Below are 25833 nucleotides of genomic sequence, written 5' to 3'. Positions count from 1 at the left end.
TCCGATGATCTGGCTTTCCGTGAATCTGGACGTCTTCATGCAAAATTTCCTGTTGATCCTGCTGCTAGAAAATTCTACCTTGAACACCCGTTAATTCTCGGGGGGACTACCGTATTACTTCGTCATCCGTCGCGGTCTCTGCTGCTTCTCCATCCTTCTTGCTTTCCGCTATTTCTTTTATTTCTTCCGCATTCACACGTTCATCTATCACGCTGCTCTCTCACTGTGAGACAAACTGGTTCGCCAATCGCCTGTTGCGGCCGCCCTCATCTTCATAGTTGAGTCGAAGCGCCGCATCGCAAGTTGGAATTCAAGTTGTAACGGCCGTCGCAACGTGAAGAGTGTCATGCATCGGCGAGAGACCGCCAGGCGGCCGGCCAGCAGGACGATTATCTGCTTTGTCGATTCTCCAGTTCATGCACGGCAGCCAGTGTGATGAACGCAGAGCGTGTCATGTGTCGTTCTTTTGCTGCTGCATCGACTTGCTGAAGCAGACTCTCAAGCAGGCTGAGTTGAAGGCCTACGGCTTTCGAGGTAACCCGTGCGAGGTTGATATCGACAAACATCCAGATTCCTTCGCCGTCGTCCATGTCGAGCACGTGCAATTCCGATGTATTGCAGGTGGGTGCGGGTATGAGCTGATCGCTGTGGTCATACATCAACTCCACTACCGCCTGAGCGTTGCGCGTCAGTTCGTCAAACGAATAGCCACTCGCATCGGCGTTGGGAAAGTCGGGGAAACTGGCGCGAAAACCAGTATTGCTATCGCGGTGAACATACAGCGGATATTGCATGACCTGCTCCTTGCGAACGGAGCGCCGACTGACGCTCACTGCGCAACGGTATGCTGGGGGGTGTTTTTTGTACGGACAACAGCCGATGAAGGCTGCACGCATGCTTCATTAGACGCTTCATGTGCGAATACGCAATGACTTTCTCGTGTCATGCTGACGCCGAACCATGTCATTGCGTGACGTTGTCCCGCCGGGAGATTGCTTGCACGATGCAGTAACTGCCCAAAGCACCCGGCTGGTATCTGTGCCGATAGCAACGTCCGCTCGCTGGACGAGCCCGTGCGCCTGGACCGGTCAGTCTTGGCTTAGACCGATAGTTGAGGCTCTTTGGCCACAACAGGGCTACACTCGAAATGGGATAAATTCCGGAGCAAGACCATGACTGACGCTACCCCTCAAAGCACATTTCGCGGTCTTCCCTTGACTCCGGACCAGGACACAGAAATCAGGCACTACATAAAGAAGAAAGAGCAGCATGATGCGCCGTGGGACACAGCGGAGTTGGAGGCCATGCTTCGAGACATGCTGGAGCCCCCGGGCGACGACGACGGAGGACTCGGCTCCACCGTTGACGAAACGAAGGCGGCCACAGAACGCGCGACAGCTTCCATCGACGAGACTATGGAACCCATTGAGGCCTGCGAAGAGCGGAACGCTGCGATGGAAACCGAGGGTATGAGGGGACCGAAGCGTTGAATCCCAGGCGGCGCCCGCCACTGGTGTCGACATTCACCCTGCGCGTTCAGACTGTGGCATGAGCCGCACGACTCCGCGGGACTCTTTATATCCGCGGCGCCCTGTCGGTGTATGCCTTATCGCGGAGCCACGCCGCGAGAAGACCCGCGTCCTGTCCTGGGACACTAACGCGCAAGAATCACTCGCGGCCTTCATGAGCCCCACGCGGCCACGCAAAGACTCTCTCGACCACCCCACAATACAAACGCTCACCTCGTGAACCCAACAAGGCAGTTGAAGAGAATCAATCGGACAGACAGTTAAGCCGATGCGATCGCCCTCTGGTACTTTGACGCTCCCCGAACGTACGAGTCGCGCATGCGCCAGGTCCAACCTTATTGAACCTTCCGTTTCGCCTCGCGCCAGTACGAATCCGTACGGTGCCGTACCGGCATCGCAAGAGCAAACCTGTTCAGCGTCCGGCACCGGACAGACGCCGGTCAGAAATGAGCACATACATGAACTGTTCGATCAAAGTTCGTCCGCGACGACAGAAAAGCGCTGGCGGGCGCCCACCAGATTGCCCCGGAGACCACCATGAAAACGAACACTCCCACCCTTCCGCCAGGACGTGCATCTGCAGTCGCAGCGGGGTTCTTTCTCGCGATAGCGGCGTTCACGAGCCCGGCAAGCGCCGCGACGCCCTCGCAAAGTCCCGCACCAGCACATGTGATGACCGCGGCAGCCCACGAGTCGATTGACTCGCGCATCAACAGCCTTCACAGCAGGCTTCAGATCACTCAGGCGCAGGAAGCGCTCTGGCAAAAGGTCGCGCAGGTCATGCGCGACAACGCGGACACGATGCACGCGCTTAGAGCGACTCGCGTGAGTCAAATGAACAGCATGAACGCCATGGATGATCTCAAGTCCTACAGTCAGGCCGCAGACGCGCATGCCGACGGTATAAGAAAGCTCACACCGGTCTTCCAGACGTTGTACGACAGCATGTCCGACGAGCAGAAAAAGAATGCCGATCTGATCTTCCGGACCGATCACCACCATCCGGCAAAGAAAAGCTGATCGCGAGCCACCCGGAATCGGCGTGACTCGAAGCAGCGTAGTGCGCCGCTTCGGGCCGTAGACAGGAGAACATGATGAGAAACACGGAAAGACGAACTGCATACAGGGGTTCAGCGAAAAGCCGGATTGCGATGGCATCCGCTGTCACGTTAGTCGTCAGCGGGGTGTTCGTTGCGCCTGCGCTGGGTGCCAACAACAATCAGCACGAGGAGCAGCAACACACGACCAGTGGCGGGAATCACCACGAGCAGGAACATCATGCCGCTCACCGGGATCAACATTATCAGCACGATGCCCGGCGTCATGGCGAGGACTATAGCCGTCAGGACTACGTCTACTCTCCACCGCCCGTTGTCTATGCTCCCGAGGAGTCACCTGGCATTAGTCTGTTCATACCAATTCAACTCCGCTAACAAGAATGACACGTAAGCCAGGCCGCGCGCGATGGAACTGACCTGCCATCGTAGAACAGAGGGGGACATAGAAGACTTCCCTGCGCGCACCTGTGGCCTTCGGATCGCTCCCCCGAAGCAGGCACGCGGAGGAGGCCGTCACCTGGAACCGTGCAGCCGTGAGCTAACCGCCAATGGCAGCAGCGTGCTTCGACACGGACGCGGTCCATGCCTGACCGCCGTCGTTGTTGGATTGAACTACTCCGGATGCGTTTGACGGCACCCATGCAGCGCGCACCGTCGACGCGTCTTTCATCTCATCTGGTTCGCGTCAATCTGCCCTTCGGACACATCGCATACGAGTCGGGTGATCGGCTCGATCGCGTCTATTTTCCTGTCGGCTCGATCGCCTGCCGTCCAACGAACTGAAGATGACGCAGAAACTGATTGCCAACCTGCTCGGCGTGCGGCGTTCGGGGTTACAGAAGCGGCGTTGACGCTTCAGGATGCGGGGCTGATTCGGTACACCCATGGTCATATTGAAGTGCTGCATCGTCCCGGGTTCGAAAAAAGTGTGTGTGTGAGTGCTACAACGTGGTGAGACGGGAATTTGATCGCCAGCTACCGGACCTCAAAGCGGTATAAACGGCGCGTCGCGAAGAACGCCCCCTAAGCCCCGATGATCGCCTTGAGTGCTCGCACGTGCGCAACGCTCACGTGAACGTTGAGGCTATCCCCGGGTTTGCAGTTGCAAGTAGTTCGTGGCCCGCTGTCGATTTGATTGCCGCGCAGCCAGCGCAGCGGCATGGGCGTCGTGATCGTAACGTTACGGCTTCAGCGATGCCGCAGTCATCCCTGACCAGTACCCGGGTTTCCCATAAAACAGATAAAGCTCTGTTTCGAAGTTACGCACTACCGGAACCGAGTTGTCGTAGGCCGGGCTGTTCTTGATGGAGTCGCGTGTGAGCTCGGTGGACACCGTGGATCCAAACCAGTCGATCAGGAAGATCCAGTCAGTCGCCAGCAGCACTTCTTTGCCGGTTGGCCACCAGCTTCGCGTATCAATGGTGAGATAGCGAATGGTCCACGTCTCATCGTCGAAAATAAATCCGGACACGCGACCGATCGCTCCATCAGCCGCTTCCACATGATAGCCGTTCACCTCATCCGTACTGCGCAGATGACTATCCCCTGGCGGCTTGTCACCGTACAGCGCGAGTTGATCGCGCATATCCGACGATACGTCCCACCGGGCCGCCGGACTGAACGCCGGGTAGCTGCTCATCCCCCACACACCCAGACCGCCCCAGTACGTCGGGTAGCCGAAATAGCGCAGATATTCGACTTCATGCTGCCGCGATACCGGTTTGTGAGTATCGATAGCGGGGCTGTCGCTTACCTGCTGCCGTGTCAGATTGACATGGACGCCTGTCGTCCCCGGATCCGTGTGTTTGACCGAGTAAGGGGAGATCAACACGCGTCTTTCGCTGATCCAGCTCCCCGTTTTCACCACGAGATACCGTACGCCCCACGCTTCATCATCGAAATAGACTTCTTCGATATGGCCTATTTCACCATCGCTGGCGGCGACGGCGACTCCCTTCAGACTCTCGACGCTTCGCAACATGGTTCGATCCTCCCGCCACGGTAACGCGGCGTCAGTGAAGATGGTTTCCGAACAGCCCCAGAAGCCCGATCGCGATCAGGTAAATCGCCACGATGTCATTCAAAAGGCGCGGCACCACCAGAATCAGAATGCCTGCGATCAGTGAAACCGGTGGGCCTTCCTTTGTCTGAAAGTGCATGACGGCTTTCGTCGGGACTGAACGAAGAATGAGTGCACACAGCGTCGCTGCGCCGCCCAGTAGAGCGATTTGAGCCGGGTCGCCTGTCCGTCATAGCATTCCCGCCTTCTTTCACTAACTGATGTTTCCGACGTTACGCGAGTGCCGATGCGAATGCGGTACGACACCGTACGGACAAGTCGTCGTGCATTTCCTGCGCCTGAGGCCAGATGACGGGTCAGACGATCCTCGGCCGCCCGGCATTGAGGGCACCCGCAAGGAAATCATTCAGGTCGTGGATTTCGAAGCGGGTCCCGTAATCGCACCAGGGCTCGAGAGGGGCCGATATGAGTATGGGCGTGCCTGTACTGATCGCCCTTGTCGTCCTGCTTGTCGCTGCGCTGCCGCCCTGGCCGCATAGCTGCAGCCAGGGTTATCTTCCGACCGGCATGCCGGGTGTGATCATGGCAGCGATACGCGTACTGGTTCTCATGGGCAAGATGTAAGACCTGTCCGCGCCTGGCTGTAACGTCGTCGGCCCCCTCTCTTGCTGCGGCTACGGTTCAGGCGGTCCATACGGCGTACGGTAGCGTGCAGACATGCAACTTCGTTCGCCACATACTTGAAGCGGGTTATTGAACGGCGCTCGAGGGGAACGATGCAGCACTATCAATTCGAAGAGGACCTTACGCACCTCGAACAGATCATTCCACAACTGTTCAAGGGAAATCCCCTTGGACTTTCATATTGGCGGCGCCGCGTCTCTGAATTGGCGATGTATCAGGGCCTGGTTCCCGACGGAACGAAACGGGTGACCCGGTTGCTCAGGTTATTCGAAGAAATCGAACGCACGATGACATAAGGGAGACCCGCGGATAGCCGGCACGCGCGCAATCGCGAGGCACAAAAAAATGCATTCGGTCACGTCACTGCAATTTTGACCGAGAACGTGTCACCTTTTTCACGGAATGTCCGCAGACATGACAAGCCGTGTTACGCGCCACGCCCAGGAGGCGTGCAGGGATGTTTTGCCCGCGACGCCCGCTCGATGAACATGCCTGGCTAAGACAGGAGCAGAGATCGTGAAACGCGATATGAATCTGGCGCTCGCAATTTTGAATGCGCTCGAGGAAAACAAGTCCCCGCACCTCAGCGAATTTGACATTGAAGGCGCGCTCAAAAATACGTTCGAAGTTTCGAACCGAGCTGTGTGGTATCAGCTGAACCTGCTGGCCGATGCCAATCTCGTGCGCTCGATGGGCAGCGACTGGCGGCTAACCTGGGACGGCCACGAGTTTTTGAAATCTGCCGCTCCGCATACCTTCGAAGACACCTGAAGAGCAATTGCGCGTGGGACACGTCCGTCTGTCCCGGAGAGGAACAACCCGAGTGAGCGCCCTTTTCGTGCGTTGCGCCCGCACTGAAAGTCAAGTTGACCTTGAACGCTTGTCGGACGTAACGAAGCAATCCCTAATCATATTGTCCGCAGTCAGATACGCACCTGATTAGCCCACGCGGTGTAGCAAGCGACCGGAACAGCATAATCCGCGGGCGCTTACACCATACGGGCGGCACTGTCCGACTATGACGCCCGCAATCTTCCAGCGGTTTCACGGTTGACTCCATGCCCGCTCGTTACATCCATTCTGCCGATCAGACCTCGGGACGACGCGGCGCGAATGAGCGAACGCATGTGAGGTGGACAGGCGCATATCAGGCGCCGGCAGGTCCTTACGCCATCACGTTCGCGCGCCATTGTTTGCAGGGGAAACTGCAGGCGATAGCGACCTCGCCAGTGAGCGTTATCGTGGCCCCGATGTGGTTATTGACATGTCATCCAGCGTGATCTGGCGCGTCGTGCTCGCGGCGGTTTTCGCGGGTCGATAGCGCCACTTTGCGGCTGCCGGATCAATCCTGGCCGCATCCTGCGCGCGCCTTTTCTCACGCTCCTCTTCGGCCTGACCGTATTCCACCCGTCTGTTCCGGGTGGGGTCATTTGCATCACGCAGGAATGGCATAAGGCCTCCTTTTGTCGGCTGGGTTGATGCTCAAAGCGATCCGGGCGGCACAAACCGGACGATCCACCCGATCGTGCGCCCCCGCTTTGATCGTTTCCGTGACTAGAGGCCGTAACGCTCACGCAACCTGTCCTGCTCGCGCGTTCCGGTCGACTGGCGGGGGCGCTGCCCATGCTCGGGCGGATGTCCATATCGGTAAAAGGAAACGCAAAAAATCAGCGCCATCCCGATCAGGATTCCCCACATTGCGTACGTCATGGTGTGCCCTTAAAGGTGGTAGAGACGGCTCATCGCAAGCGTTGCGTCGACACCTCTGGTGGAGTGCGAAACGAGTGAGAAGCAGGAACGCATAGTGCAGTCAATAAAGCCAGTCGTCTGTACGCTGTCGTACCGCATCTGCTTTCGCCAAGGCGCAAGGTCAGAGTCATCATCGGAAACCAGGAGAACACCATGCTCAGACGGACCTTCATATGGACTACGCCAGGGTCAATACTGGCAGTTGGCCTCGCCCTCGCTGGCTGCACCACAACCAGCCCGACCGACGCTCGCGGTCAGCAGATGGACAAGCGCCACACGATTGATGCAGAGGTCGACTCGACTCTGGCGCGCCTTTATGTCGCCGCAAATGGCTCGCGTGAACTGGTCGGCAAGGCACGCGGCGTGCTGATATTTCCGTCGGTCATCGATGCAGGCTTCGTGGTCGGCGGCCAGTATGGGGAAGGCTCATTGCGCGTTGGCGGAGATACCGTCGGGTACTACAGCACGGCAACGGGTTCGGTCGGATGGCAGATCGGCGCGCAGTCGCGGGCAATCGTGTTCCTGTTCATGACGGAGCAGTCGCTCAACCGGTTCCGAAGCACCGATGGCTGGTCGGCTGGCGGAGACGCGTCGGTGGCGGTACTGAAACTCGGCGCGAACGGCGCGGTCGATACGAGTACGGCCACGGGACAGGTTGATGCCTTTGTTCTGGCAAACGGCGGGTTAATGGCGGGCGCATCGCTCCAAGGTACGAAGGTCACCCGGCTCACATCGCTCTAGCGAGCTCGTCATAAAGAACATCGAATGTGAAGATGTTCTCCTTCAGGTTGTGGAGAAATCATGTTCCGAAGCATAAAAAGCCTGCACGGATGCGTCGTTCGTGCATTTGACGGCGACATAGGCTCTGTCAACCAGGTCTACTTCGACGATGAGTCGTGGGGTGTCCGCTATCTCGTGGTCGAAACGGGTAACTGGCTAAGCGACCGGCAGGTACTGATTTCTCCTTATTCGGTCGAGCATGCGGACGTGGCGTCAAACGCCATCCATGTGAGCCTGACCCGGCAACAGGTAAGGGACAGCCCGCATATAGACGCGCACAAGCCGGTGTCCCGTCAACATGAAATCGAGTACCTCCGCTATTACAACTATCCGACGTATTGGGGTGGGCCTAACCTGTGGGGAATGGGCGCCTACCCTGCGTTCGATCCGACAACATCGACGCCAGATGAAAATAAGGCGTTGCCGGCGCGTCCCATACTGCACACGAGCCGGCCGCGTGCCGACGTCCATCTGCGCAGTACGCAAGCGGTCAAAGGCTACCACCTGCAAACGGCCGACGGCAGTATTGGACACGTGTCAGATTTCATTTACGACGACGAAGCCTGGGTCATTCGTTATCTGGTTATCGATACGCGTAACTGGTGGCCCGGTGGCAAGGAAGTACTGATCGCGACGCACTGGCTGGACGAGATCGACTCGTTCGCGTCTACCGTGTCAACCTCGCTGACCCGCAAGGTCATCGAGCAGAGTCCGGCCTATGACGACTCGGTTCCACTCCACCGAAGTTACGAAGTAGCGCTCCATCACTTCTATGGGAAACACGGTTACTGGTTGAACGCAGGCCTTCACGGCCACGCTCCCTAATCCACATCCGGCTGCAAGGCAGACGCACCACCAACCATCGCCTGAGCCTTTTCGGATCGTGACGGGCGTTCAGGAAGCGCCCCGCTGTTCAGTTGAATCGAGTTCGATGCATTCTCAGGCTACGGCGGGCAACCCCAGCCCTCTGACTGCCTCGATCATCCTGATGAGCACGCCCTGGGCGTCGCCATAGACCATGCTGCAGTTGTCGGCGTAGAAGAGACCATTGACGATGCCTGCATAGCCCTTGCCCTCCCCACGCTTGATTACCAGCACCTTTTTGGCCATGTCGGCGTTGAGAATTGGCATGCCGTAAAGCGCCGAAAACCTGTCGGTGCGCGCGACGGGATTCACCACGTCGTTGGCGCCGATCACCAGTGCCACGTCGGTGCTGGCAAACTCGTCGTTGATATCCTCTAGCTGAAAGATCATGTCGTATGGCACGCCGGCCTCGGCCAGCAGCACGTCCATCTGACCTGGCATGCGGCCGGCAACCGGGTGAATCGCAAACTTCACCGATACCCCGCCCGCCTGCAAGAGCTTGACGAACTCGAAGAGCTTGCCCTGTCCTTGCGAGACGGCAAGACCATAGCCTGGCACGATGATGACCGAAGCGGCATAACGCATGTCGATGCCAGCGTCGCCGGGCTGCTCCGGCTTCAGTTCGCCCTTGATCTTGCCCTGCCTGTGCTTTGCTCCATCGCCGAAGTTTGTAAAGATCACATTGCTGACCGAGCGGTTCATCGCTTTGGCCATCAGCAGCGTGAGCAGCATGCCGGCCGCCCCTACCACCATTCCGGCAATCATCAGCGCGGGGTTCTGAAGCACATAGCCTTCGATGCCGACCGCAAGTCCCGTAAAGGCGTTGAAGATCGAAATCACGACCGGCATGTCGGCACCGCCAATCGGCAGCGTCATCAGGATGCCCACCGCCAGCGCGCAACCGAAAAATATATATACGGCGGTAGACATCATCAGTGTCCGCGCTGCCTCGTCCACGCTCGCGACGACGATGCAGGCACCCACGGCGACCGTGAGGAGCATGACGAGCCCATTGACGACCTGCTGTCCTTTCACGCGCACCGGCTGTTTGATGACCCCCTCAAGCTTGGCCCACGCGATCAGCGACCCGGACATCGACACCGCGCCGATCAGCGCACCCACCAATGTCATGACGAGTTCCGCATTGCCCTGCGCCTTGTCGCCCACCAGCACCACGGCGGCAATTGCGCCAGCCGCGCCGCCGCCCATACCGTTGTATATGGCCACCATCTGCGGCATTGCTGTCATCGCGACCTTGCGACCGCCCCACCAGGCCACACCACCGCCGATTCCGAGCGCAATCACGGCAAGTCCGACGTTTTCCAGCAGGTGTGGCCGGGCCGCGGCGCCGACGCCGAAGGCATACAGAAAGCTGGCGAGGACGGCGACCGCCATGCCGATGCCAGCGACGAAGATGCCCGAAGGCGCCGTCACTGGCGAGGACATGCGATGCAACCCGTAGAGGAAGAGAAAGGCAGCAGCGAGGTCGGCTGTATCGATCGCGAGTTGGGCAATGAGTGTCAGCATTGCGGTATCCTCAATGCTTCTTTGCGTGAATGGGCTTCACGCTGGCCGCCTTGCGGTGAGCTGGATGAGCGCTCGTCCTGAACATCGCGAGCATGCGATCGGTAACGGCATAACCGCCCGCGGCATTGCCGGCCCCCAGCAGGACCGCAAAAAAGCCGATCACCTGCTGCTCTACTGTGCTCGCGTTTAGCAGCGCATAGATCCCACCAACTACGACAATGCCGTGCACGAAATTCGAGCCTGACATCAAAGGTGTATGCAAAATGGCCGGCACGCGGCCAATGATCACCCAGCCGGCAAAAGCGGCCAGCATGAAAATGTAAAGCGCAATGAACCCGGAAACGCTGATGTTGAAGTACACGTCTGAACCCTCTGTCGACTCACGCCTCGGCCGGTGAGGCCGGTGTCTTCACAACAGGCAGCGTACCCGATGCCACCGCTCCGGCCGCCTTGACCGCAGGAATCGCGTTGTCGGCGATCTCGGCCTTGTTCTCGCCCGCATGCGTGAGGACCGTCCCAGCAAGAATTTCGTCGCTCCAGTCGATCTCGATGACGTTATTTTTCATCATCAGAGCGAGCAGGTTGTACTGGTTCTTCGCATATAGCTCGCTCGCGTCCTCGCCGAGCAAAGACGGCACATTCAGCGGCGCCACTATCGTTACCGGACCGATCCGCACGGTCTCACCAGGCCGTGTGTCGTCGCAGTTACCGCCGCCCTCGGCCGACAGATCGACGATCACGGCGCCAGCCTTCATGCCGGCCAGTTGCACGTGGCTGATGAGCTTCGGCGACGCCTTGCCCGGAATCGCGGCCGTGGTGATGACCAGGTCCGCGCTCTGGATGTGCTTCGTCAGCACAGCGGCGACGCTGCTCTTTTCCTCGGCGCTCAATTCGCGCGCGTAGCCACCTTTGCCGCGCGCATCGATGCCGGTATCGACGAAAGAGCCGCCCACCGAGAGCGCCTGTTCGCGGGTTTCGGGCCGCACGTCGTAGCCCTCGACAATCGCGCCGAGGCGATGCGCCGTGGCCATCGCCTCCAGTCCCGCTACACCCAGGCCCATCACCAGCACACGGGCTGGTCCGATCGACCCGGCCGCGCCGGTGATCTTCGGCACCACGCGGGTCAGCGTCGTCGAACCCAGTTGCACGGCGTAATACCCTGCCAGCGCAGACTGGCTTGACAACGCGTCCATCGCCTGCGCCCGCGTGATGCGCGGCACGCGTTCCATGGCAAAGCAGGTGATCTTCCTGTCGAGCAGGCGCTTCACCAGCGCTGGTTCGTTGTGCGCATAGATAAAGCAGATCAGAATCGCACCCTCCTTCATCGCGCTCACCACTTCCAGTGCCGGTGGCTGCACGGCGAGCACGACATCGGCATCCTTGACGAGTGCCGTACGATCGGCGATCCAGGCGACGTTTTGGAACGCAGCGTCTTCCAGATGGATAGCGGCTCCCGCGCACGGCTGCATGTGCAACCGGGCACCCAGCTTGACCAGTTTCGGAATCACGGAAGGCACGAGCGCCACACGGCGCTCGTGTGCCCGGGTCTCCGTTAGAACAGCAACGTTGACGTACATGGCGGCTTTCCTGATGCTCTATGCCGGAGCGTCGATGTGAGCGGTGCGAACGAGTTTCTTGTTGACGAATTCCTGGATGCCCATGTTGCCAAGCTCCCGTCCGTAACCCGAATCCTTGATCCCGCCAAATGGCAGCTCAGCGTCAGACCAGTCGATGTTGTTGATGAACATCATCCCGGTGTCGACTGCGCTGGCCACACGTTTGCCGCGCGCGGCATCTTCCGTGAAGACCGAACCGCCGAGACCGAAGTCGGAGTCGTTTGCCAGGGCAATCGCTGCGGCCTCGTCCTTGACGCGGAAGAAGGAAACGACCGGACCAAAGAACTCGTCACGGAAAGCCGGGTTGTCGGGCTTGATGTCCGTGAGGATCGTCGTTTCCATGAACGAGCCTGGCCGGTTGATGCGCTTGCCGCCCATGACCAGCGTGGCGCCATGTGCGACCGCATCGTCGACCTGTCTGAGCAGTTGTACGAGAGCGGCTTCAGTGGACAACGGACCATGCGTGGTCTTCTCATCCATTGGATCGCCAGGCTTCAATTCCGACAACGCTGCCTTGAACTTTTTGATGAATTCGTCCGCAATAGAATCGAGCACGATGAATCGCTTGGCCGCGCAACAGGTTTGGCCCGCGTTATACATGCGCCCCCAGACTGCCCACGGAATTGTCTTCTTGAGGTCAGCGTCATCCAGCACGATGAACGCATCACTGCCGCCGAGTTCCATCGACGTCTTCTTGAGGAATTGTCCCGCTCTCGCCGCAATACTTTTTCCCGCCGCGACGCTGCCGGTCAGCGCCACGCCCTTGATGCGCGGGTCGTCGATGACACGGTCAGACTGTTCATGCGAGATCAGCAGGTTGGTGTACGCGCCTTTGGGCGCGCCCGCGTCGATCAGCAACTTTTCGAACCCAATAGCACACTGCGGCACGCAGCCAGCGTGCTTGACCACCAGCACGTTGCCCGCCATCAATTGCGGTCCGGCGACGCGCGCAAGCTGGTAGAACGGAAAGTTCCATGGCTCGACGCAAAAGAGCACGCCGAACGGGCTGCTTTCCATATGCGCCTCGCCGACTTTGGGACTGAGCTTCGTCGGCGCCAGAAAGGCTTCGGCGTGCGCCGCATAATAGGCAAGGATATCGGCGCTGAACTTCACTTCGCCGCGTGCTTCGTCGATGCGCTTGCCCATTTCAAGGGTCGCGAGCTTTGCAAACTCGTCGACGTTTTGACGCATGATCGCTGCAGCCTTGCCGACAATTTGGGCACGTTCCGCGTAGCTCGTGCGCTTCCACGTCCCGGAACAGGCCTCGGCGGCAGCCAGGGACTGTTCGAGTTGCGCGTCGCTCAGTTCCTCGAAGCGCTTTATGGTTTTTCCATCGTTAGGGTTGACGCTCTGGTAAGTCATAGTATGGTTTTCGTCCTGTAGGGCTGTATCCGATCCTGAAGAGTTCATGGCAAGCATGGTCAGGCTTCGATGATCACCTTGAGCGCACGCGTATCCGCAGCGTGCGCGAAGGTTTCATAGGCGTCGAGAATCTGGTCGAGCCTGAAGCGGTGAGTGATCAGGAGCTTGGGATCAAGCTTGTGCGAACGCAGCGTGTTCATGAGCATCGGCGTGCTGACGGTATCGACCAGCCGGGTCGTGATCGTGACATTGCGGTCCCACAGATGTTCGAGATGGAGGTCCACCTTGGTTCCATGCACGCCGATGTTGGCTATCGTGCCACCGGGCGCGACAATGCCCTGGCACAATTCGAATGTGGCGGGAATCCCGACGGCCTCGATCGCAGTGTCTACGCCGCGGTCTCCCGTCATCTGCATGACTGCCCGGATGACGTCGCCATCGGCGCTATTGACGACCGCCGTGGCGCCGAACCGCTTCGCTGCTTCAAGACGGGTTTCGTCCAGGTCGATCATTATGATTTCGGCCGGCGAGTAAAACTGGGCAGTCAGGAGCGCAGCCAGGCCGATCGGGCCCGATCCGACGATCGCGACGGTGCTGCCTGGTTGAACCTTGCCATTGAGCACGCCGCACTCGAAGCCTGTCGGCAGAATGTCGCTCAGCATCACCAGCGCCTCTTCGTCTGCATCGTCCGGAACGCCATAAAGACTGGTATCCGCATAGGGAATTCTGACGAACTCCGCCTGGGTGCCGTCGATCTTGTTGCCAAGGATCCAGCCGCCGCTGGTGCAATGGGAGAACATGAGTTTGCGGCAGTAGACGCACTTGCCGCACGCGCTGATGCAGGAGATCAGAACCCGCTGGCCCGGCTTGAACGCCGTGACGGCCGGACCCACCTCTTCGATCACGCCAATTCCTTCATGGCCCAGAATGCGGCCTGGCTCGCACGTCGGGACGTCTCCCTTGAGAATGTGAAGGTCGGTGCCACAGATGGTCGTCTTGGTCATTCTGACGATGGCGTCAGTGGACGCCTTGATTTCTGGTCTGGGACGATCTTCCAGGGCTTTCTTTGCAGGACCGCGATAAACGAGCGCTTTCATGTTCTGACATCTCCATCGGGGGTCATTCGGCCACGAACTGCCGTTGTGGCATCCTCAGGAGAGCGGTGTCAGTCAGCAGTCGTGTAAGTACGTTGATGCCTTCGATCATAGGCGGCGACAGTGCGGGAGCGATAGCCTCGGAAACTACTCAGACTCGCCGCGCGCAGGTCAAGCCCGCTGGCCCGATTGATTTTCGATTACGCCAGCGAATGCGATGGAGCCTGTGCCATCGAAAGGGACAAGCCCAATTGCCGCGTGCCGAAATACGCGCGGAATACCAGACCCTTGATGGGTGGACAAAACTGTCACCGAGGATTTCGTCGCGCTCAGCGCGTATCCGACAAAAGAAACGCTCTTCTCACCTCATTGATCACACGTCGGACGAAGTTGCCGTAACCGGAACGGCCTGGCGCTTCCGCGTCCCGGTTGCGCACCTCACCATCCTGAAGCGAACGTGCGGTGAGCGAGATCGCGCCGTTTGCTGGTATCGAATCGGCGCTCCCGTTAAAGGATCTCTTCAGTGCAGGCAGCGTTTGCTTCGGCAGTAACGACACGATATAACTCGGCGAACCGCTCGGCGACCTGTCCGTCGAAGAGCGGATCGCACTGCCCCTGGGCTTCTTTGTCTTCTATCGCACGCCAGTCTTCATCGCCAAGGCTGCGCTCCGCAGCCGGAAACAGCGTCAACTCCTCGACGACCATGTTGTGTCGCAACCGCTCGGCGTAAAGCCGAACGTGGATGTCGACAAGCTCCTGCGACATATTTTCTCCCCGGGCCGCAGACTCCAGATCACGCAGCAGATCGCGGCCATCCCGGATCAATATCACGTGTTGTTCCTCGATCTCCCGTCCGACTTCAACGGATAACGCCTTGCGCGCCAGTAATCTTTCGACCATCCGGTCCTCAATGGTGTGATGCGTCACATCGGGAAAACGTGTCAGATAAAAAAGGGCGTCCACCAGCAACTCGATATTCGGCACGGTCGCATCGGTGCGCAAGAATGACTGACTGTCAAGCAGACGTACCAGACGTGCGAGCCTGACGTGCTCAGTGTGAAGTCTTTCAATGACGGTGTGCATTGTGCGCTCCTGCAAGTCCGCTGTGCCTTCATGCCGATACGTAACAGTCGTTCAGCTACGTAAAACCCGCACATTCTGCCCACCAGCGCAGGCCTGTTTGCCCGAGTCGTCGGCAAGGCACGTCCATGCTCGAAAAGCATACAGCCGGGCGATTGCCATGGACAGCCTCGGAAACTACTCAGACCTGGCCTGCACCGGGCTGGAAACACGGTCCTGGGCGTACCCGCGCGTTGCGGGGAAACTCGTGTACCATCGAATTTCGTCTCCTCTGCGGAGACATTCCCGCCAAGGCGAACTGTAATGCCTGAACGCCGTCCTCATCAGGCTGACAAATATCGATCGCAATCGAACAGGGAAGCATCGTCGATCAGGAAAGAACATCCATCGACAAATGAAGCGTTGCTGACGTCAAAGAAGGAATTGCAGTCGCTCAACGAGACGGTGACCGCACTCAACGGCCAGTTGCGGGATGCGCTGGAGCAACAACGCACGACATACAGCGATCTGCATAACTTTCTTGACAGCACCAACGTTGCGACCCTTTTGCTCGACAAGGATCTCAACGTCCGCTTTGTCACCCCAGCTGCGAAATTGCTGTTCAGCGTAATTCCCGACGACCTCGACCGGACTCTTGCCGGCCTGAGACCGTTCGCAAAGGACAGCGAACTCCTGCCGGATGCCCGAAAGGTATTGCAAACGCGTGAGCTGCTCGAACGAGAGATCGAAGCATGTAGCGACGTGTGGTTCATTCGCCGGATCCTGCCGTATCGCACACATGACAACGAGGTTGACGGCCTGGTTATCACCTTTATCGACATCACCGGGCAAAAACTTGCCGAGAATGCACTCGCCGCCGCTGCACAAGAGGCACAACGGGCCAATGATGTCAAAGCGCGCTTCCTCGCCGATGTGAGTCACGACCTGCGCCAGCCGATGCAGACGCTAAGGCTGCTTCACGGTCGTCTCTCGAAGCTGGCTGACGGCGAAGCCGCACAGACAATCATTGAAAGGCTCGATCTGACGTTAGCCGCCATGTCCGGCATGCTTAACACATTGCTCGACATCGACCGGATCGCGGCCGGTACCGTACATGCGGAAATCGTCAGTTTCCCGATCAACGACCTCCTTGTGCGACTCACAGACGAGTTCAGAGTGCACGCGAAGGCACAGGGGCTAACCTTTCGCTTTGTTCCGTGCCACCTGTCCATACGAAGCGATCCGCGTCTGCTCGATGAGATTCTCAGGAATCTGCTTTGGAACGCACTGAAATACACACCGCGTGGCAAGGTGCTGCTCGGTTGCCGTCGCCGCGAAGGCATGCTCAGCATTGAGATCTGGGGCACCGGAATTGGCATCCCTCATGCAGAAATCGATGCCATTTTCAACGAGTACGATCAGTTCGATAACGCCGCGCTCGAACGAGGCCGTGGGCGTGGCCTTGGGTTGTCGATCGCGCAAAGCCTGGCGGGGCTGCTGGATCATCGGATACACGTACGCTCACACCCGGGGAAAGGCTCCGTCTTCGCCATAGAGGTTGGAAAGCCAGCAGCTGAAGCAACAATAATGGACGCCATTCGCCAGCCGGCCGACAAAGCTTGCGCGCCTCAGCAGGCCCGACGAACCGGGACGATTCTCGTCATCGAGGATGAGCCCGATCTGCGTGATCTGCTTGAGTTGATATTCACGGACGACGGCCATCGCGTAGCAGTCGCACCAGACGGAGTCACCGCGATCGAACGGGTGATACGCGACAGGCTACAGCCGGACCTGGTGCTCGCCGACTACAACCTGGCTGACGGGATCAACGGCTTGCAGACCGCCGTGAAGCTGAGGGCTGTGCTTCACCGGCAGTGTCCCGTTGTTATTCTCACCGGCGACATATCGACGGAAACGTTACGTGCGATCACGTCGGAACACTGCACGCAACTTGACAAGCCGGTGCAGATGGAGAAACTCACGCAGACAGTCCAGCGCCTCCTTGCGTTATCGCCGCCGTCCTCGACTGTCGCAGCGGCTCATCGGGTTGAACTGGCCCAGGATAGCGGAGAACAGGCGCCCGCTGTCATCTTCGTCGTTGACGACGACGGTCCAGTGCGCGAGGCGATTCGAGCCATCCTCGAGGAGGACGGGCTTGCGGTCGAAACCTTTGCGACGTGCGAGGCTTTTCTCAAAGCGCGTTACGAGGGCCGGGAAGGATGTCTGTTGATTGACGCCTATCTACCGGGAATGAGCGGACTCGATCTGCTGGACCGGCTGCAGGAGGCCAGAGAGCCGTTGCCGGCCATCATGATCACAGGTCATAGTGATGTTTCGATGGTCGTCCGCGCCATGAAGGCAGGTGCCGCGGATTTCATCGAAAAACCCGTTGGGCGTATCGAGCTGCTAGACAGTATCAGGCGCGCACTGGAATTGTCACGCGACGCAAACAAGCTGTTTGTCTGGCGGGAAGCCGCCGCGCGCCACATTGCCACCCTGACGCAGCGACAGCGGCAAATCATGGAGCAGGTCCTGATCGGCCAGCCGAGCAAGATTATCGCCGCAGAGCTCGGGATCAGCCAACGCACGGTCGAGAATCACCGTGCCGCTATCATGAAGAAGACCGGCTCCCGGTCACTGCCCGCGTTGGCTCGCCTGGCGCTCGCCGCTGCATCGCCCGATGCGCAGGCACCATCGTCAGCGGGCGAGGATTTCCCGGTGACGCCCGTCGCGCGAAAATCGAGGTGACAGATCAGATTCGATAACGGACCCCTCGTGCAAGATCCGCAATCGATCGACACAGGTCGTGCCAGACCGCTTCCCTGTCGAGCGGCACATCCGGCAGCGCTTCGCGAGGCAGCATCTCTGGATGGAGACATACGATCAGCACTTTCTCGCAGGATGACCGGTTGAAAATCCCAATTTGGCCGCCCGTGGGCAAATCACGCGTGGTACGCCAGAGAAAATCGTGTTTCGCGTTCAAGTGGCGTGGGATGCTTGTAGCTGAAGACCTGGTATCCCTGCGACTCACCCCGACATCACATGTTTGATCGCACCTTCCTTGCCTGCCGCATCCGTCGCGGCCAATCGATCCGGAGTCCCGGTATCGACGGGAGCAATATCACGCGTTCTACGTGATCCTCAGATGAGCGAAGAGGGGTATCTTGATTGCGTCCAGCACGACTGAAAATACCACTGCTGCGGCAAGCAGCCCCGCTATCACAGCGAGCGGCAGCGACGTCATCGCGATCCCGCAGGCGGCCAGGATTACGGCGATCACGACATCCGTAACCGACGACGCAAACAGCCAGAGACTGGGACGGGAACCCCACCGTCGCCGGCGTTGACGAATCGCATACAGTGTCGCCTGACTCCCGAAGACAAGGACCAGGAACGTTAACGTCTGCAGTGCGCCGGCGCTCAGGTCCAGCACATACCTGCCGATTGCCAGCGCGCCGGTGCAGAACGCCAGCAAGGCGATGCCGATGATTACACCCGCAATCGTCAGGTTGCCGATTCGCCAAACATTGGGCGAAGGCGAAGGATGCACGTTGTCCGTCGTGAGCGACATGGCAAGAAAATCGCCAGCGATCATCAGAATCACCATCAACAACGGGGTCAGGATTGCATGGCCGGTCATGATGAGGCCGAACACCAGCAGAAGCGCAGTCACGATCTTCTTGATAATCGAATTCAACGTATACGTGAGGATGCGCTGGAACGTCACACGGCCTTCTTTCACCGCGGCCACGATGCCGCCGAGCCCGGGTTCGGTCAGCACCATCCCGGCAGCGGATTTGGCGACGTCCGTCGCCGTCGACACCGCGACGCCGATTTGCGCCTGGCGTAGCGCGGGCGCATCGTTGGCCCCGTCGCCGCACATGGCGACAATGTGGCCGCACTGCTGGAATGCCTTGACAAGTTTGTATTTGTCCTCCGGGAGCACCCCGGCGAACACTGCGAATGCTTCCGGCGTTATGCCGTCAGGAATCGGACCCGGCGGACAGATTGCGCCATCGAGACCGACCGCATGGGCGACGATGGCCGCAGTCGCTGGCGCGTCGCCCGTTACCATCACAGCGAGCACGCCGAGACCGTGCAACTCTGCGATGAGTTGAGCCGAATCGTCGCGCGGCGGGTCGCTCAGTGCAATGAGTCCGGCCAGCTTGAGCGCCACCGGCGTGCCGGCTGCAACGGCGAGCACCCGAAAGCCGTTCCCCTCGAGTTCGCTGGCCAACGCTACCGCGCTCGGAGACGGCTCTGCAAGCGCTGCCACGACCGCGAAGGCGCCTTTCACGATATGCAGCGCGCCGCCAGAGATATCGGTCGCGCTCGCTTCGGACATCTTCTTCGCAGGATCGAAGGCGGTGAACCGGACCAGTTCGGGCGCGTCGGAGTCGACCGCGACTGTCGCCGCTGCGCGAATCGCTGTATCGACTGGATCCTGGCCCCCTTCCGCGCTCGCTAGCGCCGCGAGCGTCAACACATGCTGGCTATCGAAGCCAGGCATCGGCTGCACAGTCATGACGGTCAGCGCGTTGCGCGTCAGCGTGCCCGTCTTGTCGGCGCACAGTACGTCCATGGTGCCGGCCTCGTCCACGGCGGTGAGGCGCGTCGACAGTACGCCGTGCCCTGCCAGGGCGCGCGCGCCGAGTGCGGCCGATAGCGTGAACGTGGCCGGCAACGCGACTGGAATTGACGCAAGCACGGCCGTCAACACGAGCGGCACGATATCGGATAGGGGCAAGTGAAGATACAGCGCGCAGGCAAACAACATCGCGATGACGACGCTGCTAAAAATCGCCAGATTGCGCACGACAAGCATTACCGCTTTCTGCTGCGAACTCACCACATGTGCGGTGCGAATCAGTTCGGCCGTGCGACCAAAGCGCGTGCGGACGCCCGTCGCCGTCACCACCGCCACCGCCTCGCCGCGCCGTACCAGCGCACCGGCAAATGTCTGCGCGCCTGCCGCGGCTTCGACCGGCACCGATTCGCCGGTCAGCATCGAGTGATCCAGTAGCGCGTTGCCCGAGACGAGCCTCATGTCCGCCGCGACCACGCCGCCCAGCGACAGCTTGACCACATCGCCCGGTACCAGATCCGTAGCCGGGACGATCGACCACACGCCGTCGCGCTGCACCGAAGCGTTAAGCGCAAGGCGAGATTTCAGCGCATTCAACGTCGCCTGGGCGCGACTCTCCTGAACGAGTCCGAGCGCTGCGTTAAACACGAGGAGTCCCGCAATGATTCCTGCCTCGACGAATTTCCCAGATATGCACTCCAGCACGATGGCCGCTTCCAGCATCCACGGCACCGGCGCCCAAAACTTCCCGAATGCTCTGCGCAACGGGTGCGCGGAGGTATCCGGCATTGCGTTCGAACCGGACGCCGCCAGCCTGCGGCGAGCTTCAGCACTGCTCAGTCCGCCCACAGCCGGAGCCACGGGTGAGCTCGCGGTATCGGTTGCGGTAGGTGGCGCTATCGCCGTCGCCGGGGTCATGGGGTGTTCTCCTGTGTGCACAGACACCAGCTAAAGCGGCCAGTGCGTCTCTCCGTTTTTACTTATCGGTAACTAAAGCGACTCGCTGCCTGCGTCTGAACGTTAGCGTCGGGGGAATCGGTACGGCGGCTTGCATTCGTACCGACTTCGCTTCAGGTTGCGAGCAACGTATCCCTACGCGCCATCATCCGCGGCGGCCTCTGCCTCAAGCGTGCTGTCGACCAGGGCCTCAGCCTCGTCGACGATGCGTGACAGGTGATCCTCGCCGCGGAAGCTCTCCGCATAGATCTTGTAGATATCTTCGGTGCCTGATGGGCGGGCCGCAAACCATCCGTTCTTCGTGACCACCTTGATGCCACCAATGGCCGCGCCGTTGCCAGGCGCCCGGTCGAGCACCTGCTCGATTTGTTCACCGGCAAGCTCAGTGTGGCGAAACTGCGCGGGCGAGAGCCGGGCAAGCAGCGCGCGTTGCGGCGCTGTAGCCGACGCCTGTACGCGACGTTCGACCGGCTCGCCCAGCCGCCGGGTCAGATCCCGGTAGATTTCAGCGGGATCCCGGCCTGTGCGGGTCGTGATTTCGGCTGCAAGCAACGCAGGCACGATACCGTCCTTGTCGGTGCTCCATGCCGTACCGTCGAGCCGCAGACAACTGGCGCCCGCGCTCTCTTCACCGGCGAAACCCAGCGAGCCGTCGAGCAGCCCACCGACAAACCATTTGAAGCCCACTGGCGCTTCGTAAAGCGGGCGGCCGAGTTTTTCCGCCACCCGATCGATCATCTGACTGCTGACAATGGTTTTGCCCACCGCCGCCTGAGCGCGCCACAGCGGGCGATGGGTATACAAATAGTGAACGAGGACCGCGAGATAGTGATTCGGTGGCAGCAGCCCTTCTTGCCGGGTAACGATGCCATGGCGATCGTGATCGGTGTCGCAAGCAAAGGCCACGTCGAAGCGATCTTTCTGGTTGATCAGCGTCTGCATCGCATACGGCGACGATGGATCCATGCGAATCTGCCCATCCCAATCGACGCTCATAAAGCGGAAGGTTGGATCGACCTCGTTGTTTACCACAGTGAGATTCAGGCCATAGCGTTCGGCAATCGGCCCCCAGTAGTGCACGCCGGCTCCGCCAAGCGGATCGACGCCAAGGCGGATTGTCGCGCCACGCGTCACATTCATATCGATGACGTTGACAAGATCGCCGACGTAAGCGTTGAGGAAGTCATGCCGGTGTGTCGTCGTGGCGCGCAGTGCTTTTGGCAAACATACGCGCAGCAGACCATCAAGCCTGCTTTCGAGCAATCCGTTCGCCGCTTTTTCGATCCAGCCGGTTACCGTCTCGTCGGCGGGCCCACCGTTAGGCGGGTTGTATTTGAAACCTCCGCTTTCCGGCGGATTGTGCGACGGCGTCATGACGATGCCGTCTGCGAGACCCGCAGTGCGGCCGCGATTGTATGCAAGGATGGCGTGCGACACCGCGGGCGTGGGCGTGTATTCGCCGTTTTGCGCGATCATGACTTCGACGCCGTTGGCGGCCAGCACCTCGAGTGCGCTTGCATAAGCTGGTTCCGATAGTGCATGCGTGTCGATACCGATAAAGAGCGGACCGTCGATACCCTGCTGCTTCCGGTAATGGCAGACGGCCTGCGTGATGGCCAGCACATGCCACTCATTGAAGCTGCGCACAAACGCTGAGCCGCGGTGCCCGGATGTGCCGAACGCGACGCGTTGCGCCGGGATCGCAGGGTCCGGCTTATCCGTGTAATACGCCGTCACGAGCCGTGGGACGTTGACCAGCATCGCCAGGGGCGCCGGCTTGCCGGCGAGAGGACTGAGGTTCATCACTGTCTCCAGGGGGCATCGCAATTCACGACAGCAATGCCTGCGCGCGACGCTACCGCCGGATCAACGCACACGTCGAACTGTCGTTTCATGAATCGGTGTCACCATCGCCGGTCCGTCTACGCTGCGGTCTTGAGCGGACTCACTGAAGCCTCTCCCGCAAGATCGTGCCCAGCGATCGCGAGCGCCAACGCTGGATTCAGGCTGTCAACCATGGAAGTTGGCATGAGGATGGTCGCCCCGCGTTCCTTGGTCGTTTCGTAAATGATGTTCATCGCACGAAGTTGAAGCGCGCCTGGCTGGTTTTGATAGACGCGGGCTGCCTCGACGAAATTCGCCGCGATCGCGGCTTCGGCGGAACCGAGAATGACGCGTGCCTGTTTTTCACGCTCGGCCTGCGCCTGCCGGGACATCGCGTCCTGCAGCGCGACCGGAATCGCAACGTCTCGAATTTCCACGGAACCGACCGCAATGCCCCACTCAGCCGTCTTGCTGCCAATCACGTCTCTTAGATGGGAATCCGCGTACGCCCGATCCGAAAGCAGTGTGGCCAGCATCGACGATCCGATTAATTCGCGCAGCGTGGTCTGAGATACCCGATCGATGGCCTGGCGATAATCTGTAATGGCGAGCGCCGCCTTTTTTGCGTCCTCGACATGCCAGAAGATGATCGCATCGACATTGACCGGCACCGTATCTTTGGTCAGTGCCTGTTCTGCATTGAAAGCCGTGGTCTGGATGCGTTCATCGATGATTGCCACAACGTGATCGAGCATCGGAATGATCATGAAAAATCCCGCGCCCTTGACGCTCTGCAGTTTGCCAAGCCGCAGGATCACGAATTTCTCCCACACATTGGCCACCCTCACGGACAGTCCTGTCAGGATGCCGATGATGATCAAGGGGGGTGCCAGATAGATGCTGAGCCATTGGCCAGCCGCAGCGCCGGCCAGCACAAAGGCAACGGACAGAAACAAGGTAATCGGATTCATGGTTGCTAACCCCGTCTTGTGGAGGATCGCAACCGGTGAAAGCGATCGAACAGGATCGTGTCTCACGCAGCCGCGTCGAAAGCGCCTCGAAACTAAAAACGTAAGGCCTCGGAGACACGGTGCACATCATTGAGATCGGAGTCGGTACGGTGCCGTACCGGGGTCCGGCCTGAAAGCAGGCCGGACCGGCAGCGCAATCGGGATCAACGACCGTTGGCGGAATCAGACGTCCGCAAACCACTCGCCATATTTGCGCAAAGCTGCATGAGTATCTATCGGCGATACTAACTTGAACGCCACCGTACAGACTTACCTCAACGTAGGTGGGATCGTGCTACTTCAACCTGCTCATAGCAGTGACCTTCGGGTCACACCCGCGAAGCAGGCACTGGCGAATCGCCTGCTACTGATGCATCGCGCCCGAAGGGTGCGACATGAGGATCAACATGTCAGTACGTTCAACGTCTTTCCGGTGGTCTGTTGGCACTCACGACGCATGCCGTGCAGAAGTGACAGATGAAATCATCGAACACCCCCTGCGGCGCCCGGCCGTCGTCCTCCTCAATGCGGCCCGTCCGGTGGGCGACCATGTCGGCGCACCGAAACTGAAGAATCAGGTTCTAGCCATGGTGGCGCACGAGCTTCGTGGGCCGCTCACGCCTCTGCAGCTCGCTACCCAACTCATTCGCAGGGCGTCGGCAGATCGACCGGAAGTGCTTCGGTCGGTTGACATGATCGACAGACAAATCGCACAGATAGCCCGGCTCGCAGAGGATTTAATGGACGCTACCCGGATCGGGCGCGACGCCCTTCGCATGAGCCAGGATCGCGTCGACGTAGTCTCGTTTCTGGCCGCCCCACTCGCCGCGGCTGGACTGGCGACGGCCAAACGTGGCCAGACATTCATGGTGCAGATTGCCGACAGGACGCTACGCGTTGAAGGCGACCCGGTCCGTCTTGCACAGGCCGTCAACAACCTCCTGCATAACGCGGTGAAATACACGCCTGAAAGTGGGAGCATCGAGGTGAATGTACTTTCAGACGGAAAGGACTTCGTCGTATCTGTCAAGGACAATGGTCTTGGCATATCGGCAGCGCTTTTGCCACATATATTCGACCTTTTCGCTCAGTCCAGCAGAACGATCGCTGCGAGTGCTGGCGGTTTGGGAGTGGGTCTTGCCGTCGTGAAAGCCATCGCCGAGTCACACGGAGGAAGCATATCGGCGACCAGTGCCGGGGCAGGTGCAGGTAGCGAATTCACACTCCGGCTACCCATCGTGATCGAACGACGCGTAGCAGGTGAGCGTGCATGATGGCGGCAATTCCGCGCGACCGTCCTGTCTGGAGCTTGCCCGGCATCCGTGCGGCCCTCCGTAACCGGACGGCGGGTCGACAGTGCCGAATGACAAGAGCGACAGATCGTCATCCGACGCCCCGATCGAGAATCTTCCTTGAAGGTCCAGTCGATGCAATTTCAACAAACACATCAAGTTCCCGCCCCACCAGATAGACAGGTCTCAAGCCAGTTCTTTTAGCTTTGACTGTTGCTGCGCTAATGCGTATTGCCGGCATCACATTCAGTGAGCGAACACCACGCCGAAGGCGCACAACCAGATTGCCGCACCCAGCATAACCCTCTTAAGGAGTAGCCGTGAGCACCGAAGCCATGAAGGAATTGTGGGCAAAGTTCGATGACCTCGCCTCGAAAAGCGAGAACGAGGACGTTCAATTTATGATCAAGGCGATCAAGTTACATGCGGAAGTAGTGAGCTCCCGCCTCAGCGCACTTGAAGCAACCGCGAATACGATGGCCATGCAATCAGCGAAGTAGCGCCAGACGGTCCGGACGACGGATCCGGCCGGCCGCCGCCACTTTTGGAACTATCCTCTCGAGAAGGGAAAACCTGTTTCAGGTTGATGATCGGACACCCTGTCCGGCACTTTAAACGCTCGGCAGGAACTGAGTGCACACACATGCAGTTGATCTGTACGCGCCGTTGCGGGACGGGCTTCGCGTCGACCTGACGCGTGATCGCACGGTCATTGAAAATCGGGGCAATTTCAGGAGTCGGATAAATCACGATGGCGCACGAGGCGCCAGATTGCCTGACGCTTCGACGAACTGGAGCGCGTATCGAATCTTCCGTTACATCC

The 25833-nt window shown here is 59.4% G+C and carries 24 protein-coding genes and 1 pseudogene; 11 read left to right on the top strand and 14 right to left on the bottom strand.

All coding sequences use genetic code 11. The features are described from left to right. Positions 1-389 precede the first annotated feature (389 nt). The gene (locus LPA36_RS27490; RefSeq protein WP_228883600.1) at positions 390-794 is read right to left on the bottom strand and encodes a type II toxin-antitoxin system HicB family antitoxin; all 405 of its coding nucleotides are present in this window, start codon (positions 792-794) and stop codon (positions 390-392) included. Positions 795-1172: 378 nt separating this feature from the next. Here LPA36_RS27490 and LPA36_RS27485 point away from each other — a divergent pair, with 378 nt between their 5' ends. Both LPA36_RS27485 and LPA36_RS27480 read left to right on the top strand, forming a co-directional pair. Beyond that, positions 1173-1490, top strand: coding sequence for a hypothetical protein (locus LPA36_RS27485; protein WP_228883599.1), 318 nt, complete (start codon positions 1173-1175; stop codon positions 1488-1490). Positions 1491-2201: 711 nt separating this feature from the next. Then, positions 2202-2549 carry a Spy/CpxP family protein refolding chaperone gene (locus LPA36_RS27480; protein WP_228883598.1) on the top strand — a complete coding sequence of 116 codons (348 nt, stop codon included), beginning with the start codon at positions 2202-2204 and terminating at the stop codon, positions 2547-2549. A 149-nt stretch (positions 2550-2698) separates the two neighbouring features. Here LPA36_RS27480 and LPA36_RS27475 read toward each other — a convergent pair whose 3' ends face one another. Beyond that, complete coding sequence (locus LPA36_RS27475) at positions 2699-2854, bottom strand: hypothetical protein (protein WP_228883597.1); 156 nt, start codon at positions 2852-2854, stop codon at positions 2699-2701. Between the two features lie 488 nt (positions 2855-3342). Between LPA36_RS27475 and LPA36_RS27470 the strand changes: the two are divergent. Then, a pseudogene (locus LPA36_RS27470) lies at positions 3343-3586 on the top strand (helix-turn-helix domain-containing protein); the annotation flags it as partial. Positions 3587-3767: 181 nt separating this feature from the next. Here the strand turns inward: LPA36_RS27470 and LPA36_RS27465 are convergent. Beyond that, positions 3768-4568, bottom strand: coding sequence for a PRC-barrel domain-containing protein (locus LPA36_RS27465; protein WP_228883596.1), 801 nt, complete (start codon positions 4566-4568; stop codon positions 3768-3770). Between the two features lie 31 nt (positions 4569-4599). Next, the gene (locus tag LPA36_RS27460) at positions 4600-4746 is read right to left on the bottom strand and encodes a DUF3096 domain-containing protein (RefSeq protein WP_228883595.1); all 147 of its coding nucleotides are present in this window, start codon (positions 4744-4746) and stop codon (positions 4600-4602) included. A 326-nt stretch (positions 4747-5072) separates the two neighbouring features. On the opposite strand from LPA36_RS27460, the gene LPA36_RS27455 reads away from it, so the two are divergent. From LPA36_RS27455 to LPA36_RS27435, 5 genes are all read left to right on the top strand, one after another. Beyond that, positions 5073-5231: a DUF3309 family protein gene (locus LPA36_RS27455; protein WP_228883594.1), complete on the top strand. Its 159-nt coding sequence runs from the start codon at positions 5073-5075 to the stop codon at positions 5229-5231. A 152-nt stretch (positions 5232-5383) separates the two neighbouring features. Beyond that, a complete protein-coding gene (locus LPA36_RS27450; RefSeq protein ID WP_228883592.1) occupies positions 5384-5587 on the top strand; it encodes a hypothetical protein in 204 nt (67 codons plus the stop codon). Between the two features lie 220 nt (positions 5588-5807). Then, positions 5808-6062: a DUF2513 domain-containing protein gene (locus LPA36_RS27445; protein ID WP_228883591.1), complete on the top strand. Its 255-nt coding sequence runs from the start codon at positions 5808-5810 to the stop codon at positions 6060-6062. Positions 6063-7193: 1131 nt separating this feature from the next. Then, on the top strand, positions 7194-7781 hold the full coding sequence (locus tag LPA36_RS27440) for a BPSL1445 family SYLF domain-containing lipoprotein (protein ID WP_228883588.1): 588 nt from the start codon (positions 7194-7196) through the stop codon (positions 7779-7781). A 60-nt stretch (positions 7782-7841) separates the two neighbouring features. Further along, a complete protein-coding gene (locus LPA36_RS27435; protein ID WP_228883586.1) occupies positions 7842-8645 on the top strand; it encodes a PRC-barrel domain-containing protein in 804 nt (267 codons plus the stop codon). 114 nt (positions 8646-8759) lie between these two features. Here LPA36_RS27435 and LPA36_RS27430 read toward each other — a convergent pair whose 3' ends face one another. From LPA36_RS27430 to LPA36_RS27405, 6 genes are all read right to left on the bottom strand, one after another. Next, positions 8760-10211: an NAD(P)(+) transhydrogenase (Re/Si-specific) subunit beta gene (locus LPA36_RS27430; protein ID WP_228883585.1), complete on the bottom strand. Its 1452-nt coding sequence runs from the start codon at positions 10209-10211 to the stop codon at positions 8760-8762. 10 nt (positions 10212-10221) lie between these two features. Beyond that, positions 10222-10572: an NAD(P) transhydrogenase subunit alpha gene (locus tag LPA36_RS27425; protein ID WP_228883582.1), complete on the bottom strand. Its 351-nt coding sequence runs from the start codon at positions 10570-10572 to the stop codon at positions 10222-10224. 19 nt (positions 10573-10591) lie between these two features. Next, positions 10592-11788, bottom strand: a complete 1197-nt coding sequence (locus tag LPA36_RS27420; RefSeq protein WP_228883581.1) for an NAD(P) transhydrogenase subunit alpha — start codon at positions 11786-11788, stop codon at positions 10592-10594. 18 nt (positions 11789-11806) lie between these two features. Continuing rightward, positions 11807-13189 carry an NAD-dependent succinate-semialdehyde dehydrogenase gene (locus LPA36_RS27415; protein WP_228883612.1) on the bottom strand — a complete coding sequence of 461 codons (1383 nt, stop codon included), beginning with the start codon at positions 13187-13189 and terminating at the stop codon, positions 11807-11809. 59 nt (positions 13190-13248) lie between these two features. Continuing rightward, complete coding sequence (locus LPA36_RS27410) at positions 13249-14286, bottom strand: zinc-dependent alcohol dehydrogenase family protein (protein ID WP_228883579.1); 1038 nt, start codon at positions 14284-14286, stop codon at positions 13249-13251. A 504-nt stretch (positions 14287-14790) separates the two neighbouring features. Beyond that, positions 14791-15366, bottom strand: coding sequence for a hemerythrin domain-containing protein (locus LPA36_RS27405; protein WP_228883577.1), 576 nt, complete (start codon positions 15364-15366; stop codon positions 14791-14793). Between the two features lie 300 nt (positions 15367-15666). On the opposite strand from LPA36_RS27405, the gene LPA36_RS27400 reads away from it, so the two are divergent. After that, positions 15667-18090, top strand: a complete 2424-nt coding sequence (locus LPA36_RS27400; protein WP_228883575.1) for a response regulator — start codon at positions 15667-15669, stop codon at positions 18088-18090. A 4-nt stretch (positions 18091-18094) separates the two neighbouring features. Here the strand turns inward: LPA36_RS27400 and LPA36_RS29625 are convergent, their stop codons facing one another. The 4 genes from LPA36_RS29625 to LPA36_RS27380 all read right to left on the bottom strand — a co-directional run bounded on the left by LPA36_RS29625 (position 18095) and on the right by LPA36_RS27380 (position 23679). Next, positions 18095-18373, bottom strand: coding sequence for a polyphosphate kinase 2 family protein (locus LPA36_RS29625; protein ID WP_407674343.1), 279 nt, complete (start codon positions 18371-18373; stop codon positions 18095-18097). A 99-nt stretch (positions 18374-18472) separates the two neighbouring features. After that, positions 18473-20845: an HAD-IC family P-type ATPase gene (locus LPA36_RS27390; protein WP_407674342.1), complete on the bottom strand. Its 2373-nt coding sequence runs from the start codon at positions 20843-20845 to the stop codon at positions 18473-18475. Between the two features lie 174 nt (positions 20846-21019). Further along, a complete protein-coding gene (gene pgm, locus LPA36_RS27385; protein WP_228883573.1) occupies positions 21020-22687 on the bottom strand; it encodes a phosphoglucomutase (alpha-D-glucose-1,6-bisphosphate-dependent) in 1668 nt (555 codons plus the stop codon). Positions 22688-22806: 119 nt separating this feature from the next. Further along, a complete protein-coding gene (locus tag LPA36_RS27380; RefSeq protein ID WP_228883572.1) occupies positions 22807-23679 on the bottom strand; it encodes a slipin family protein in 873 nt (290 codons plus the stop codon). A 509-nt stretch (positions 23680-24188) separates the two neighbouring features. Here LPA36_RS27380 and LPA36_RS27375 point away from each other — a divergent pair. Both LPA36_RS27375 and LPA36_RS27370 read left to right on the top strand, forming a co-directional pair. After that, positions 24189-24992 carry a sensor histidine kinase gene (locus LPA36_RS27375; protein ID WP_228883570.1) on the top strand — a complete coding sequence of 268 codons (804 nt, stop codon included), beginning with the start codon at positions 24189-24191 and terminating at the stop codon, positions 24990-24992. 338 nt (positions 24993-25330) lie between these two features. After that, positions 25331-25510 carry a hypothetical protein gene (locus LPA36_RS27370; RefSeq protein WP_228883568.1) on the top strand — a complete coding sequence of 60 codons (180 nt, stop codon included), beginning with the start codon at positions 25331-25333 and terminating at the stop codon, positions 25508-25510. The last annotated feature ends 323 nt before the right edge of the window (positions 25511-25833 follow it).

The sequence above is a fragment of the Paraburkholderia saeva genome (assembly GCF_907164555.1).
In the GTDB taxonomy this organism is placed as follows: domain Bacteria; phylum Pseudomonadota; class Gammaproteobacteria; order Burkholderiales; family Burkholderiaceae; genus Paraburkholderia; species Paraburkholderia saeva.
Note: the sequence above shows the minus strand (reverse complement) of the source record. Positions and strands in the feature narration are given on the sequence as shown.

Excerpts from the sequence above, each read along its gene's own strand:
- LPA36_RS27490 (WP_228883600.1), bottom strand. The coding sequence starts at position 794 with ATGCAATATCCGCTGTATGTTCACCGCGATAGCAATACTGGTTTTCGC.
- LPA36_RS27485 (WP_228883599.1), top strand. The coding sequence starts at position 1,173 with ATGACTGACGCTACCCCTCAAAGCACATTTCGCGGTCTTCCCTTGACT.
- LPA36_RS27480 (WP_228883598.1), top strand. The coding sequence starts at position 2,202 with ATGACCGCGGCAGCCCACGAGTCGATTGACTCGCGCATCAACAGCCTT.
- LPA36_RS27475 (WP_228883597.1), bottom strand. The coding sequence starts at position 2,854 with ATGACGCCGGGCATCGTGCTGATAATGTTGATCCCGGTGAGCGGCATG.
- LPA36_RS27465 (WP_228883596.1), bottom strand. The coding sequence starts at position 4,568 with ATGTTGCGAAGCGTCGAGAGTCTGAAGGGAGTCGCCGTCGCCGCCAGC.
- LPA36_RS27460 (WP_228883595.1), bottom strand. The coding sequence starts at position 4,746 with ATGCACTTTCAGACAAAGGAAGGCCCACCGGTTTCACTGATCGCAGGC.
- LPA36_RS27455 (WP_228883594.1), top strand. The coding sequence starts at position 5,073 with ATGAGTATGGGCGTGCCTGTACTGATCGCCCTTGTCGTCCTGCTTGTC.
- LPA36_RS27450 (WP_228883592.1), top strand. The coding sequence starts at position 5,384 with ATGCAGCACTATCAATTCGAAGAGGACCTTACGCACCTCGAACAGATC.
- LPA36_RS27440 (WP_228883588.1), top strand. The coding sequence starts at position 7,194 with ATGCTCAGACGGACCTTCATATGGACTACGCCAGGGTCAATACTGGCA.
- LPA36_RS27435 (WP_228883586.1), top strand. The coding sequence starts at position 7,842 with ATGTTCCGAAGCATAAAAAGCCTGCACGGATGCGTCGTTCGTGCATTT.
- LPA36_RS27430 (WP_228883585.1), bottom strand. The coding sequence starts at position 10,211 with ATGCTGACACTCATTGCCCAACTCGCGATCGATACAGCCGACCTCGCT.
- LPA36_RS27420 (WP_228883581.1), bottom strand. The coding sequence starts at position 11,788 with ATGTACGTCAACGTTGCTGTTCTAACGGAGACCCGGGCACACGAGCGC.
- LPA36_RS27415 (WP_228883612.1), bottom strand. The coding sequence starts at position 13,189 with ATGACTTACCAGAGCGTCAACCCTAACGATGGAAAAACCATAAAGCGC.
- LPA36_RS27410 (WP_228883579.1), bottom strand. The coding sequence starts at position 14,286 with ATGAAAGCGCTCGTTTATCGCGGTCCTGCAAAGAAAGCCCTGGAAGAT.
- LPA36_RS27405 (WP_228883577.1), bottom strand. The coding sequence starts at position 15,366 with ATGCACACCGTCATTGAAAGACTTCACACTGAGCACGTCAGGCTCGCA.
- LPA36_RS27400 (WP_228883575.1), top strand. The coding sequence starts at position 15,667 with ATGCCTGAACGCCGTCCTCATCAGGCTGACAAATATCGATCGCAATCG.
- LPA36_RS27390 (WP_407674342.1), bottom strand. The coding sequence starts at position 20,845 with ATGACCCCGGCGACGGCGATAGCGCCACCTACCGCAACCGATACCGCG.
- pgm (WP_228883573.1), bottom strand. The coding sequence starts at position 22,687 with ATGAACCTCAGTCCTCTCGCCGGCAAGCCGGCGCCCCTGGCGATGCTG.
- LPA36_RS27380 (WP_228883572.1), bottom strand. The coding sequence starts at position 23,679 with ATGAATCCGATTACCTTGTTTCTGTCCGTTGCCTTTGTGCTGGCCGGC.